This window comes from Actinokineospora alba (assembly GCF_004362515.1).
Lineage (GTDB): Bacteria > Actinomycetota > Actinomycetes > Mycobacteriales > Pseudonocardiaceae > Actinokineospora > Actinokineospora alba.
The window spans coordinates 558,781-571,290 of sequence record NZ_SNXU01000001.1; the positions used below are offsets into that span (position 1 = coordinate 558,781).

16 protein-coding genes are annotated in these 12,510 nt (G+C 70.6%); 4 read left to right on the forward strand and 12 right to left on the reverse strand.

Annotation, left to right across the window (positions count from 1 at the left end; all coding sequences use genetic code 11):
* Positions 1–82 precede the first annotated feature (82 nt).
* The gene (locus tag C8E96_RS02555; RefSeq protein WP_166657857.1) at positions 83–1,240 is read left to right on the forward strand and encodes a serine/threonine-protein kinase; all 1,158 of its coding nucleotides are present in this window, start codon (positions 83–85) and stop codon (positions 1,238–1,240) included.
* Here C8E96_RS02555 and C8E96_RS02560 read toward each other — a convergent pair whose 3' ends face one another.
* From C8E96_RS02560 to C8E96_RS02600, 9 genes are all read right to left on the reverse strand, one after another.
* Positions 1,241–1,687, reverse strand: a complete 447-nt coding sequence (locus C8E96_RS02560) for a hypothetical protein (RefSeq protein WP_133794131.1) — start codon at positions 1,685–1,687, stop codon at positions 1,241–1,243.
* A 41-nt stretch (positions 1,688–1,728) separates the two neighbouring features.
* The gene (locus C8E96_RS02565) at positions 1,729–2,166 is read right to left on the reverse strand and encodes an SRPBCC family protein (RefSeq protein WP_091381917.1); all 438 of its coding nucleotides are present in this window, start codon (positions 2,164–2,166) and stop codon (positions 1,729–1,731) included.
* A 9-nt stretch (positions 2,167–2,175) separates the two neighbouring features.
* Positions 2,176–2,859 carry a histidine phosphatase family protein gene (locus C8E96_RS02570; protein WP_091381915.1) on the reverse strand — a complete coding sequence of 228 codons (684 nt, stop codon included), beginning with the start codon at positions 2,857–2,859 and terminating at the stop codon, positions 2,176–2,178.
* Positions 2,860–2,895: 36 nt separating this feature from the next.
* On the reverse strand, positions 2,896–3,417 hold the full coding sequence (locus tag C8E96_RS02575; RefSeq protein WP_091381914.1) for a GNAT family N-acetyltransferase: 522 nt from the start codon (positions 3,415–3,417) through the stop codon (positions 2,896–2,898).
* Positions 3,418–3,427: 10 nt separating this feature from the next.
* Positions 3,428–4,513, reverse strand: coding sequence for an MBL fold metallo-hydrolase (locus C8E96_RS02580; protein WP_091381912.1), 1,086 nt, complete (start codon positions 4,511–4,513; stop codon positions 3,428–3,430).
* Between the two features lie 36 nt (positions 4,514–4,549).
* On the reverse strand, positions 4,550–5,020 hold the full coding sequence (locus C8E96_RS02585; protein WP_091381910.1) for a hypothetical protein: 471 nt from the start codon (positions 5,018–5,020) through the stop codon (positions 4,550–4,552).
* Between the two features lie 169 nt (positions 5,021–5,189).
* Complete coding sequence (locus tag C8E96_RS02590; RefSeq protein WP_091381908.1) at positions 5,190–5,666, reverse strand: Lrp/AsnC family transcriptional regulator; 477 nt, start codon at positions 5,664–5,666, stop codon at positions 5,190–5,192.
* A gap of 20 nt (positions 5,667–5,686) precedes the next feature.
* Positions 5,687–6,838, reverse strand: a complete 1,152-nt coding sequence (locus C8E96_RS02595) for a trans-sulfuration enzyme family protein (protein WP_091381906.1) — start codon at positions 6,836–6,838, stop codon at positions 5,687–5,689.
* A 153-nt stretch (positions 6,839–6,991) separates the two neighbouring features.
* Positions 6,992–7,609 carry a TetR/AcrR family transcriptional regulator gene (locus C8E96_RS02600; RefSeq protein ID WP_166657858.1) on the reverse strand — a complete coding sequence of 206 codons (618 nt, stop codon included), beginning with the start codon at positions 7,607–7,609 and terminating at the stop codon, positions 6,992–6,994.
* Between the two features lie 43 nt (positions 7,610–7,652).
* On the opposite strand from C8E96_RS02600, the gene C8E96_RS02605 reads away from it, so the two are divergent.
* A complete protein-coding gene (locus C8E96_RS02605; protein ID WP_091381902.1) occupies positions 7,653–8,069 on the forward strand; it encodes an HIT family protein in 417 nt (138 codons plus the stop codon).
* A 103-nt stretch (positions 8,070–8,172) separates the two neighbouring features.
* The gene (locus tag C8E96_RS02610; RefSeq protein WP_133794133.1) at positions 8,173–9,036 is read left to right on the forward strand and encodes a hypothetical protein; all 864 of its coding nucleotides are present in this window, start codon (positions 8,173–8,175) and stop codon (positions 9,034–9,036) included.
* A gap of 516 nt (positions 9,037–9,552) precedes the next feature.
* On the opposite strand, the gene C8E96_RS02615 is transcribed toward C8E96_RS02610, so the two are convergent.
* From C8E96_RS02615 to C8E96_RS02625, 3 genes are all read right to left on the reverse strand, one after another.
* Positions 9,553–10,395: a glutaminase gene (locus C8E96_RS02615; protein ID WP_228770179.1), complete on the reverse strand. Its 843-nt coding sequence runs from the start codon at positions 10,393–10,395 to the stop codon at positions 9,553–9,555.
* Positions 10,396–10,511: 116 nt separating this feature from the next.
* Entirely contained in the window at positions 10,512–11,489 is a 978-nt protein-coding gene (locus C8E96_RS02620; RefSeq protein ID WP_166657859.1) for a LysR family transcriptional regulator, read from the reverse strand.
* A 72-nt stretch (positions 11,490–11,561) separates the two neighbouring features.
* Complete coding sequence (locus C8E96_RS02625; RefSeq protein ID WP_091381897.1) at positions 11,562–12,131, reverse strand: carboxymuconolactone decarboxylase family protein; 570 nt, start codon at positions 12,129–12,131, stop codon at positions 11,562–11,564.
* Between the two features lie 40 nt (positions 12,132–12,171).
* Between C8E96_RS02625 and C8E96_RS02630 the strand changes: the two genes are divergently transcribed.
* Complete coding sequence (locus C8E96_RS02630) at positions 12,172–12,507, forward strand: winged helix-turn-helix transcriptional regulator (protein WP_228770178.1); 336 nt, start codon at positions 12,172–12,174, stop codon at positions 12,505–12,507.
* The last annotated feature ends 3 nt before the right edge of the window (positions 12,508–12,510 follow it).

A 12,510-nucleotide genomic window follows, 5' to 3' on the forward strand; every position in this document is an offset into this window, starting at 1 on the left:
CCCGTTCCGGACCAGCGTTTATGCGCCATCTACTCCGGGTAGTTCAAAGTCGGCTGGGAGACGATCGAGCGGAGGGTGGGCCATGCGACCGGGCGACTTGCTCGACGGGCGCTACCGACTCGGCCGGCTGGTCGGCACGGGCGGTATGGCCGATGTACACGAGGCCACCGATGTCCGCCTCGGCCGCGAGGTCGCCGTGAAGCTGTTCCGGCGCCGCGCCGAGGGCGAAACCGCCGCACGACTGGACTCCGAGGCCCGGCTGCTCGGTGGCCTGTCCCACCCGGGCCTGCTGCGCGTCTTCGACGTCGCGCCCGACAACGACCGCCCGTACCTGGTCATGCAACTGGTGCGCGGGCGCACGCTGCGCCGGGAGATCGACGGTGGTCCGCTGGACCCGCAACGAGCGGCCCGGCTTGGCGCGCGGCTCGCCGACACCCTCGCCTACGTGCACTCCCAGGGCATCATGCACCGCGATGTGAAGCCATCCAACGTGCTGCTCTCCGAGACGGTGGGCTGCTACCTCGCCGATTTCGGCATCGCCCGCGCCGAAGGTGACGAGCGGGTCACGCTGAGCGGACACTGCGTGGGAACAGCCGCTTACCTTGCGCCCGAACAAGTCCAGGGCGAGCCGTGCGGCCCGCCCGCCGACATCTACGCGCTCGGCCTGATGCTGATCGAGTGCCTGACCGGCAAGCCGGAGTACGACGGCACCGACATCGAGGCGGCCGTCGCCCGACTGCGCCGCGACCCCAGGATTCCCGACGGCCTGCCCGATCCGTGGCCGGAGACGCTGGCGGCCATGACCGCCCGCGACCCGGCTGACCGGCCGGACGCCGCGGACTGCGCCCAGCGGCTCGCCGCGGCGGCGCTGACGGGCGGGCGCCCGCTGCCCCCGGCGCGCCCGTCCACCCCGCCGGTGTCGCGGCAGGCGACCGCCGAACTCCCCCCGCTCGCCCGGCCCAGGACGCGGGCGACGGCAGTGCGCGTGGCCGCCGCGAGTGCCGCGGTCCTGCTTGGCGGGGCCGCGGTCGCGATGTCCACTCAGGAGCCGGGGCGGACCGCCGTCAGCCCGCCGCCCGCGACCACGCAGGTGCGGGATCCGAAGCCGGTGCCGGTCGTGGCGGTGCCGCCGCCCCCGACGACGAAGGCCGAGCCCGCGCCGGCGGAGCCGGCGGCGGAACCGCCCGACAAGTCGTCGAAGTCCGGCAAGGGCAAGAAGAAAGGCAAGTCGGACCGCTGATCACTCGACCGAACGGCGGTAGCGGACCTCGCGCCGCGGTCCCGGTGCGGCGAACCGGCGAATGAGGTAGGTGAGCGCCGCGCCGATCAGCAGCCACACGATCGCGGCCATGCCGTAGTTGAGCAGCACCCCGATCTTCTCCGACGCCGGGGTGAAGAGGCCGTCGAAGCCGAGCGAGACGGCGGACGAGAACTTGTCCACAAAGGACGCGAAGCCGTTCGACGGGTTGGCGTCGGCCAAGGTCAGGATAATCTTGGCGACCAGCACGACCGCGAACAGTCCACAAAGGAACGTGATGAGGCTGCAGACCATGCCGACGGCGCGATTGCGGCTCGCGTCGGTGTCGGTGACCCGTTCATGGACGACTTCCTCGTCGGCAGGAATCCCCGGCACGACGGGCTCGCGCCGAGGGTCGGGATAGCGAGGGTCATTATCGGGATACGTCATAGATCCATGGTCGCACCGGCGACGACCCCCCGCTGGACGAATCAGCCCGCGAAGCGCTGCTGGAGCCGGTCGAGCGTGGCCCGGATGGCCTTGAGGTTCTTGCCGGGGAACTTGACCAGTTCCAGCAGCAGGCCCAGGCGGGTGGTGGACCAGTCGAAGGTCTCGGTGACCTCGGTGCGACCGTCGCCGAGGTCGCGCAGCTGCCAGCGCCACCGGTGGCCGTAGAAGTGCCGCCACGCGATCAGCCGGTTCTCCTCGAACTCGACGACCGTGTTGAGGATCTTGTACCGCCGACCCATCTTCATGTCCATGCCGAACTTCTCGCCCAGCTTGAGCCTGCGCGGCCCGGTGCCGCGCGCCGCCAAGACGGTGCCGGACCCGTCGATCAGCGGGTGGTTCGCGGGATCCACCAACAGGTCGAAGATCTCGGCGGCGGGCGCGTCGACGATGCGGGTGTCGGAGACCTGACGTGGTGCCATTGCAGCACCCTAGGTCAGCCCGACGGTCCTGCCGTGGTCCAAGTGAGCTGTGTCATTGAATCGGCGGACATGCCAGACCGGGCCGTCGACCACGAGCTGGGAGATCGACCCGTTGTCCGACCCGAGGAACGCGAACGGCGCGGATCCGCTGGCCAGGGCGATCGCCTGGCCGATCACGCCGCCGTGGGTGAACACCGCGACCCGCTGGTCGGGATGGCGCGCGGCCAGCCGCTCGATGGCGCCGCGGACCCGCTTCGCGAACGCCTCATTCGGCTCGCCGCCGGGGATCGCGTCCCACCGCTGCTCCTCACGCATGCGCACCGCGATCGGGTCGTTCTGGGCCACCTTCTGCCGGAAGAGCCCGCCCTCCCACTCGCCGAGGAACACCTCACGAAGGTCGGCCTCCACCTGCGGCGTCAGGTCCACCGCGCGGGCCAGCGGGGCGGCGGTCATGGCGGTGCGCTGGAGAGTGGTCACGTAGATCGCGTCGATCCCGAGGCTCGACAGCCGGGCGGCGACCCGCTCGGCCTGGTGCTCACCCTCGGGCGCGAGCGGCGGGTCGCCCTGGCCGCCGACCAGGTCGAACCTGCGGTCCGGGTCGGCGGCGGCGGACTCGCCGTGCCGGATCAGGAGGAACTCGGTGGAACCGGCGGGGGCGACGAAGCGGAGCTGGCGGTACGAGGGTGTGGACACACCGACAGCAGACCGTGTCCCCAGGCCGCGCGTCAACTAGGCAAGTGGCTTGACCAGGAGTTCGAAGGCGAGGTCGTCGCGCAGCGGGACCCCGAACCGCTCGTCGCCGTAGGGGAACGGGGTCAGCTCGCCGGTTCGCGTGTACCCGCGCCGGACGTACCAGGCGATCAGGTCCTCGCGGGCGTTGATGACCTTCATCCGCATCTCGCCCAGGCCCCACTCGTCCCGGGCGAAGCGCTCAGCCTCGGCCAGGGTGTCGCGGCCGATGCCGCCGCCCTGCAGGCCCGGGACCACGGCGAACATGCCGAAATAGCCCGCGCCGTCCTCCTCGGCGACGTGGCAGCACGCCACCAGGTCGTCATCGCGCCACGCCATGAGCAGCGCGCTCTTGGGCGCGGTGATCACCTCGGCGACGCCGTCGGGGTCGGTGCGCTGGCCGTCGAGCAGGTCCGCCTCGGTCGTCCACCCCGTGCGGCTGGAGTCGCCGCGGTAGGCGGACTCGATCAGCGGGACGAGGACGGGCACGTCAGCGAGGGTCGCTCGGCGAAAAGTCAGCACGGTCCCGAGCCTAAGCCAGGGTCTGCCACCACGGGTCGACGGTCGGCGGGGCGTCGACGTCGACCCGCTCACCCGGGCGCGGGATCGCCAACGCCACGTCACGGGCCTTCGCCTCGGCCCACACGCGGTCCGCGGGCTCGGTCCAGGCGTGCAGCGCGAGCTTGAACGTCGCCCAGTGCACCGGGATCATCAGCCCGCCTTGGAGGTCGACGTGGGCGGCGACGCCGTGTTCCGGGGTCATGTGGATGTCGGGCCAGCCGTCGGCGTAGGCACCCACCTGGATGAGCGTCGCGTCGAACGGACCGTGCGCCTCGCCGATCTCGCGGTAGCCGTCGAAGTAGCCGGAATCGCCGGTGTAGAAGACTTTCCGCGTCGGCCCGGCGATGACCCAGGACGTCCACAGTGTCTCGTCGCGGGTGAAGCCCCGCCCGGAGAAGTGCTGGGCGGCGGTCGCGATGAGCCGCACACCCGCGACCTCGGCGCTCTCCTCCCAGTCGAGCTCGATGATCCGGTCGGCGGGCACCTTCCACCGCTCCAGGTGGGCGCCGACACCCAGCGGCACCACGAACGGCGCGGTCTGGGTGCGGACGAGTTCCCGCACGGTCGGCAGGTCGAGGTGGTCGTAGTGGTCGTGCGAGATCACGATGGCGTCGACGTCGGGCACCTCGGAGAGCGGCTGCGGCATCGGGTGCAGCCTGCGCGGACCGACCAGCTGCGACGGCGAGACGCGCTCGCTCCACACCGGATCGAACAGCACCCGCGCGCCGTCGATCTCGACGAGCGTGGTGGCGTGGCCGTACCAGGTGAGGAACAGCCCGTCGTCGGTCGGCGGCTCGGGCGTGACCACGGGGATCTCGCCCACCGGGGTCCGCTGCTGCTTGCCGAAGAGCAGCTCGCGGACGAGTCCGCCGCCCGCTTCCTGGTCGAACTGGACCGTGCGCGCGCGGTTGTGGAACCGGCCGTCGCGGAACTGGGGCGAGCGGCTCACGCGGTCGGCGCGGTCGCCTCGGGCCTTGGCACCCATGGCGACGGGCACGTCGCGCACGGCCCAAGCCGCGGCGGCCAACCCGCTCAGGCCGAGAAGAAGGCGTCTCATGCCCTCGATGGTGCCACCGCGCGCCTGTGAGCGCCCTCAGCCGATGCGGCAGCCGTAGGTCGCGGTGCGCAACCGCATCGCCCGCCGCGCGACGAGACCCGGCCGCGGCGACCGGACCGACACCTTGCGCAGGTAGGACTCGTCGACCTGCAGGCTCGCGGGCGCCGGGTATTCGTCGTCCGGGGCCTGCGGGTGGTCCGGGGGCAGCAGGTCGAGGATCGCGCGCAGCGCCCAGCGGGCGTGGCCGTGGTAGGACCAGACGACCGATTCGGCGGTGAACACGTCCCAGTCGCGGACCTGCCGGGATCTGGCGGCCGTCACGTCGTGCGCGTCCTTGATCACCACGTAGTCGACGTGGTTCTCCCAGGCGTAGGTGGCCACGATGGCCTCCGGGCTGTCGCTGCCGCCGCAGAGGTACACGGTGAATCCATCGGCCACGACAGCGCGCAGGAGGTCATCGATCTCGCCCAGGTCGCCGGGCAGTAACTCTTCGCAGGGTTGGCTCATCGTCATCACCCGACTGGCCGAGTGCCACTGCCGCTCAGAGCTGCGATCTGGTGACACGGTGTATTCGACCTAGCCTGTTTACCGCACCTGACCAGCAGTTGGCTACCCAATCGCGCCATCGACACCAATGCGTCATTCACAGTTGGCATATCACCCATGTGAGTGACAGCTATGACCCGATCGGCCCTTGCACCGGTTGGCCCACCGCTTCGAACACGAGCATGGTGTTCACCGACACCACCTCGGGCCTGCTGAGCAGGCGATTGATCAGCAGCTGCTGCAGATGGGTGGTGTCCGGCACGGCGACCTGGATCAGATAGTCGTCCGGCCCGGCGACGTGCAGCAGCGACACGGTCTCGGGCTGCTCCAGGACGAACGTCTTGAACGCGGCCACGATCTGCTGCCGGTGCGGGCGGACCCGCACCGACAGCAGCGCGCTGACCGGCCTCCCCAGCGCGGCCAGGTTCACCGTCGCGTGAAATCCGGTGAACACCCCACGTCTGCGCAGCGACCGCACCCGCTCCAGCGCGGTGGAGGGGGCGACCCCGACGATCGCGGCGAGTTCCTTGTTCTGCAGCCGGGCGTCCTTTTGCAGCTCGCGCAAGATCGCCACATCGACCGCGTCCAGGTCACTCGGTTGGCCCATTGGCCGAATGTACCGGCCGGTCAGCGGTGTGCCTCCTTGATCGCGTACGCGAGGTCGTCCCGCAGGTCCTCCAGGTGCTCCAAGCCGACCGACATCCGCACCACGGCCGCGTCAGGCTTGGCGTGCGCCTCCACCGGCCGGTGGGTCAGCGACGCCGGGTGCTGGATCAGCGAGTCGACGCCGCCGAGCGAGACGGCGTGGGTGATCAGCTGCACCGCCTCGACCAGGCGCGCCGCGCTGTCGTAGCCGCCCGCCACGGAGAACGCGACCATCGCGCCCGGGCCTGCCATCTGCCTGCCCACCAACGCGCCGGACGGGAAGTACACGCGCTCGACGTGCTGCTGCTCACCCAGCCACCCGGCCAGCTCCACGGCGGTCGCCTGCTGGGCGTTCACCCGCACCGGCAGCGTCTGCAGCCCGCGGTGCAGCAGGTACGCGGCCAGCGGATGCATCAGCCCGCCGGTGACGGCGCGGACCCGGCGCAGCTTCGCCGCCCAGTCCGCCGACGTCGCCACGACACCGCCGATGACGTCGCCGTGCCCACCCAGGTACTTGGTCGCCGAGTGCAGCACGAGCGTCGCGCCGTGCTCGATCGGCCACTGCAGCACCGGCGTGGCGAAGGTGTTGTCGACGATGACCGGGACGTCCCCGGCGGCCTCGCACACGGCGTTCAGGTCGAGCAGTTCCAGGGTCGGGTTGGCCGGGGTCTCCACCAGGACCAGCCCGGTGTCGGGCCGCAGCGCCGCGGCGATCCCGTCCGGCTCGACCCAGGTGACCTCGGTGCCGAGCAGGCCGGTCGCGAGCAGGTGGTCGGACCCGCCGTAGATCGGCCGCACCGCCACGACGTGCGGCTTGCCCTCCCCGACCGTCGCGATGAGACAGGCGGTCAGCGCGGCCATGCCCGAGCCGAACGCCACTGCCTGCTCCGCCATCTCGAGGGAGGCGAGGGCGTCCTCGAACCGCGCGACGGTCGGGTTCCACAGGCGCTGGTAGACCAGTCCGCCCTCGGCCGGAGGGAGACCGCCGGTGGCGAGGGCCTCGTAGGCCGCGCCACCGGACGCCACGCTGGGCACCGGGTTGGTGGTCGACAGGTCGATGGGCGGCACGTGCACACCAAGACCGGCGAGATCCTCGCGGCCTGCGTGCACGGCGAGCGTGGCGAGACGGCTCATCGGCACTCCAATTTTCGGGGGTGCGCACAGGATGACCGTCCCGTGAGGACTACCGCGGGGTCACGAAACCGGGCGGCCGTTTTGGCCGCGGACGGCGACCGGAATTCGACGGCCCGATCTCCGGGCCGGGCGCCGCCGAACTAAATTCGGCGGTCAGTGCGGCGCGTGCGCGCCGATGAGATCGCGGAGGATGCGCCCGCCCTGCCGCAGGGTCTCCGGATGTCCGTCACCGCGCAGCCGGAACGCGAGCCGGGCCATCACCTCGCCGACCGTGACCGACTGCAGCATCGACACGCGCAGCGCGGCGGTCGAGGCGAAGCCGTAGCGGGCGACCAGGACGGTCGAGAGGGCGTCGGCGAGGGGGACGTCGAGTTCGCCGGACTCCTGCAGGTCGCCGAGCGCGAGCCCGGCTCCCCCGACCGCGCGGAAACCCGCGTCGGTGCGGCACATATCGATGTAGATGTCATAGGCGTGCTCGACCGCGGCGGCCCAGTGCGTGTGCCGGTCGGACTCGGCCTGCACGCGGTGCAGGTAGCGCAGGATGTTGCGTTCGACGACGGCCTTCATCACCGCGGGCTTGTCGGGGAAGTACCGGTACACCGAGCCGATCGACACCTTCGCCGACCGCGCGATGTCCGCCGTCGTGGCCGCGGCGTAGCCCTTGTCCAGGACCACCCGGGACGCGGCGTCGAGGATGCGTTCGATCTGGCGGCTGGCGCGGTACTGGGTCGGGGCTCGGCGGACCTGATAGGGCGTGTCGGGCGCGGTCACGAGAGCATTGTGCCCAGGAAACCCCCGCAAACACGGAGGTCAGGTGTCCAAGCCGTGCACGTTCTGTCGGATTGTCGCCGGTGAGCTGCCCGCCACGGTGATCCATGAGGACGACGACACGCTCGCGTTCCTGGACCACCGTCCACTTTTCCACGGTCACACCCTCGTCGTGCCCAAGGTCCACATGGGGATCCTCAGCGACCTGCCGGGCGAGAAGGTCCCGGCGTTCTTCACCCTCGCGCAGCGGCTGGAGCGGGCGGTCGAGGACGGGCTGGGGGCCGACGGCTCGATGATCCTGATCAACAACGTCATCAGCCAGTCGGTGCCGCACCTGCACCTGCACGTCATCCCGCGCCGGGTCAAGGACGGGCTGCGGTTCTGGCTGGGCCCGCGGCACCCGTACGACGACGAGCACCGGGCCGAGGACTTCGCCGAGCGGATCCGTGCCGCGTTGCGGTGACCCAGGATCGATTCAGCCGCTTGGCCCAGGGACGTTCGTATGTTCGAGCGAATCCCCGTCGATGGGCTGTCGCGTGGGCGCCCGCACACGGTACGTAGTCCGTGTGGAGATTTCCGCGCGATGGCGGGCGCCCATCCTCGTGATGGGCGCCGCCCTGCTGCTGCCGCTGATGCTGACCTTCGCGTTCGACTTGCCGCGCTGGCTGACGGTGATCTTGCTGGTGCTGTCCCTCGCGGCGGGCGCGATGGGGGTCCGGCAGGTCATGTTCCAGCGCGAGCAGGCGGCGCTCCTGGCCGACGTCGCCCGGTCGCGGCCCAAGCCCGTCGTCGAGCCCGTGCCGGACGAGCACCACGTCCCCGCCATCCCGATCGACAGCGCGGAGCCCTATTACCGGTTCATCCTGTCCTGCAAGGTGTGCTGGACCGGCGGCGAGGGCAGCGAGCACGGCAACCCGCGCGGCCTGGCGGTGCACGCGATCCTGGAGCGGGCCCGGCAGCTCACGATCACCTGCTCCCCCGCCGACGCCGAGGCCGCACTGCCCCGCCTGGCCGCCGAACTGGGCGCGAAACTGCCGGACCGGTCCGGCCAGATCGTCGCGTGGGCGCACGAGGTGGGCCTGACGGTGCCGGAGACCGACGCCGCCCGGATCGCCCGGCTGGCGGAGCTGCGCAAGGAGAAGCAGGTCCTGCACCAGGAGCGCGAACTGGAGCAGAGCACCCGGGCCTACTTGGCGGAGAACGTCTTCACCGACCCCGGCAGCGCCGCGGTCTGGTGGCTGGCGCGGCACCCGGAGCAGGTCCGGGAAGCCGCCGCGCTGCTGCCGACGTTCGCCGAACTGACCGACGCCCTGCGCGACCCGCCGCCGCACTACGCCCAAGCGGAGCGGGACAACGGCGCTCGGTTGAGCGGCAACGACGACGACCGCAGGCTGCTACCCCGCACCAGCGAGTCCACTCCCGACGACTGAACGGTTGAACCGACTCGCCCACCACCACCCGCGCCGGCTCGGGTGCGGGGTGCCTGTTCGGGTGGTTCGCCTTGATTCGGGGACCCTCGAAATGGGGCTGTGCGGGTCAAAAGGCGGGGCACGTAAAGCCCACCCGCACCGCGAGTTTAGCCCCATTTCCCCCGAATCAAGGCGAACCACCCAAACAGGCCGTTCTGTTGGGCCCCTTGCGTTTCCGGTTGGTGGCCGCGGGTCGGTCGAGCCGGGTGTCGGGATCGGGCTCATGCGTTCAGAAGGTGGAGGCCACGACGCCGACGGCGTGCCGACGGCGCCGGGCCTCCGGCCTCGCCGTGCGAGGGCGTGCCACCCGGTGTCCCGGCCGAGTGGAACGTTGGCGGCGAGGCAGGATGGCCGACCGCAGTCGACCCTGCACGACTGCGGCGCGCCATCCAGCAACATGGTGGCGGTTTCACGTCCGCAAGGCAATGGCGTCGCGGACTTTGCCCGGCAAGCTGTGTTTCAGTGCGAAATCGCGACTCAGAAAACCGACCAGCCGGTCACGGTCGAAAACGCTTCGAGCGCGGCGACCCCGGCGACGGAATTGCCGCAGGCGTCGAGTCCCGGGCTCCACACGCACACCACGCACCGGTTGGGCACCACGGCGATGATGCCGCCGCCGGATCCGCTCTTGGCCGGGAGGCCGACACGGTAGGCGAACTCGCCCGCGCCGTCGTACATGCCGCAGACCAGCATGATCGCGTTGAGCCGCCGGGTCGCCTCGCGGGCCAGCAGCCGGGTGCCGTCCGCGCCGACCCCGCCGCGGGCGAGGAACAGCGCGGCGGTCGCCAGGTCCGCGCAGGTCATGGCGATCGCGCCCTGGCGGTTGAAGTGGTCGACGACGGTCGACACCGGGTTGTCGAGGACGTCGGAGCCGGCGATGATCTGCGCCAGCGCGGAGTTCGCCGAGGTTCCAGCGGGCTCGTCGGCGATGGAATGGTTGCCGGACTGGGCGGCCAGGAAGGCACGCAGCGCGCCCGCGGCGTCGCCGGTGCGGCTCAGCAGGCGGTCGGTGGTGACCAGTGCGCCCAGCGGGTCGAACGGGTTCTGCGGGCCGGGCCTGCTGTCCACGGCGTGGGCGAGAGCGAAGCCGAAGACCTTGGCGAGGCTGCGCAGCGGGAACGGGACCTGGTAGTCGCCGACACCGCACAGCTCACCGTCCACTGTGGCCACAGCCATGCCGAAACCGTGACTCTCCACTGTGGACTGACCGAGGTCGACCAGCGGCTGGACCTGCTCGCACACCTCGTCGAGCGCAGTGCGCAGAAACGGGCGCGGCGCGGGTTCGAGCACCGCCGTCGCTTCGCCTCCGGGATAACCCACGACGCCAGAATGACCCACAACTTCCACCCGCACAACGCATTCGGCGACTTAACAGTTAACTGCGCCATTCGGTCGGCGAAGTTGAGCGTTGGAAAACAAATATCGTGGGCCGGATGCTACGAAATCAGGACACCGTGCTGGGCCCACCACTTCGTGTAGCTCGGGTTGCGGTCGATCAGCCCGGCGTAGGTCGCCGCGACGGCCGCGCGCATCATCTCCGGGTCGACCGGGCACGGGTCCTTCCAGGCCAGCTCGACCCGGCCGACGATGGGGTCGCCGACCAGCGGGCGGACCACCAGGCCCATGCCCTCGTTCGAGGTGGGCTGGGCCAGGCTCACGCACTGACCGCTGGTGACGAACTCGCGGGCCGACACCGCGTCGCCCGCCTCGTGGGTGATCCGCGGGTCGAACCCGGCCTTGCGGCACGCCCAGCGAAGGGCGGCGATCCCGCCGTGGTCCTCCTGCGGGTCGACGACCCAGTTCTCCTCGGCCAGCGCCGAGAGTTCGACGGCCGCCTGGGCGGCCAGCGGGTGCCACTCGGCCAGGGCGACGAACTGCGGCTCGACCGGCACGATCACCTCCCGGCGCACCCCGTCGCCGCCGCTGCCCTCGAACCCGATGCCTTCCCACAGCAGCGCCGCGTGGATCCGCCCGGCCCGCACCTTCGCGAGCAGCGCGGCCACCGACGGGTCGGTGTGCACCGCCACCTTCAGCGGCGGCGCCTCGGGCGTCGCCTTGGCCTGCCCCGCGATCAGCCGGGGAACCAGCAGGGCGAGCAGCGCCCCCGGGATTCCGCCGATCCGCAACTCCACCTGCTGGTTCGGCGCCGCGGCCACCTTGGGCGCGTCGCCGCGCAGGTCGGCCATCTCGTTGACCACCGACCGCGCCTTGGCCAACACGGACCGCCCGAACGACGTGGGGACGACACCGGTCCGAACCCGCTCGAACAACGGCGCCCCCAGCGCCCGCTCGATCCGCTGCAACTGCGACGTCAGCGACGGCTGGGACAACCCCAGCGCCGCGGCCGCCTTGGTGATACTGCCTTCGTCGGCCACCACGATCACGATTCGCAGGTGGCGGAACTCCAGTTCCATGCCAACCATGTTATGGGTAGCGATTATGGTCGAGATAGCGCATCCGAAATGGATCACGACGGATCTTTCGTGCTACTCGCGCGGGTGTGCGTCGAGGCCGCGCGTGCCCTTCTCCAAGGGAAGTCGGAGCGCGCGGGCGGTGAATGCGATCGCGTGGTACCAACCCGCCAGCAGAAGCAAGTCCATCACCCCGTCCTCGCCGAGGTGCTCGACGAGCGTGGCCCACGAGAGGTCGCCGAGGTCGTGGCTTTCGTGGAGTTCGTCGACACCGGCGATCACCGCGCGGTCGGCCGCGTCCCAGCATTCGTCGGCAGGACTCCCATGGGCCAGCGAATCCGACTGGGCAGCGGTGAGGCCGACTTTGTCGGCGTAGGCGGCGATATGGACGCCCCACTCGTAGTCCGCCCCGCACAGCGCGACCGTCCGGTCGATGACGAGTTCTCGGTGGCGCAGCGTCAGCGACAGCTTGCGCGACAAGTAGTAGTGCCCCCACCCGGCCAGGCCGCGGGCGCGTGCCGGGTTCCGGGCGAAGACGCGGAAGAGGCTGATCGGTGGCCCGAGGAGCTCCAGGACGGCTTGGGTCTCGTCGTCGAACGGCGGTTCGGCGGGCAGGATGCGCGGCTGCTTCTCTTTTAGAGGCATGCCGCCAGGCTACGATGATTGCTTCGGAAAGGAAAGCATGATGAGCGCCACACCACTGCCGGGCACGCCAGTGCGCGGATCGTCGACCGGGCGGCCGGTCATGGCCCTGCTCGACCTTCTCGGCCGCCGCTGGGCGCTACGGGTCATCTGGGAACTGCGAGACCCCGCCGGATTCACCTTCCGCGACCTTCAGTCCCGGTGCGACGACCTGTCATCGAGCGTTCTGGCCAAGCGCCTCAAGGAACTGACTGAGGCGGGAATCGTCGAGAACGAGGCCGGATACCGACTGACGGCGCAGGGATCGGATTTGCTCAAGCGCTTGGAGCCGGTCGACCAGTGGGCACGGACCTGGCAGCCCAGAGGCCCGATGAAATAGGCC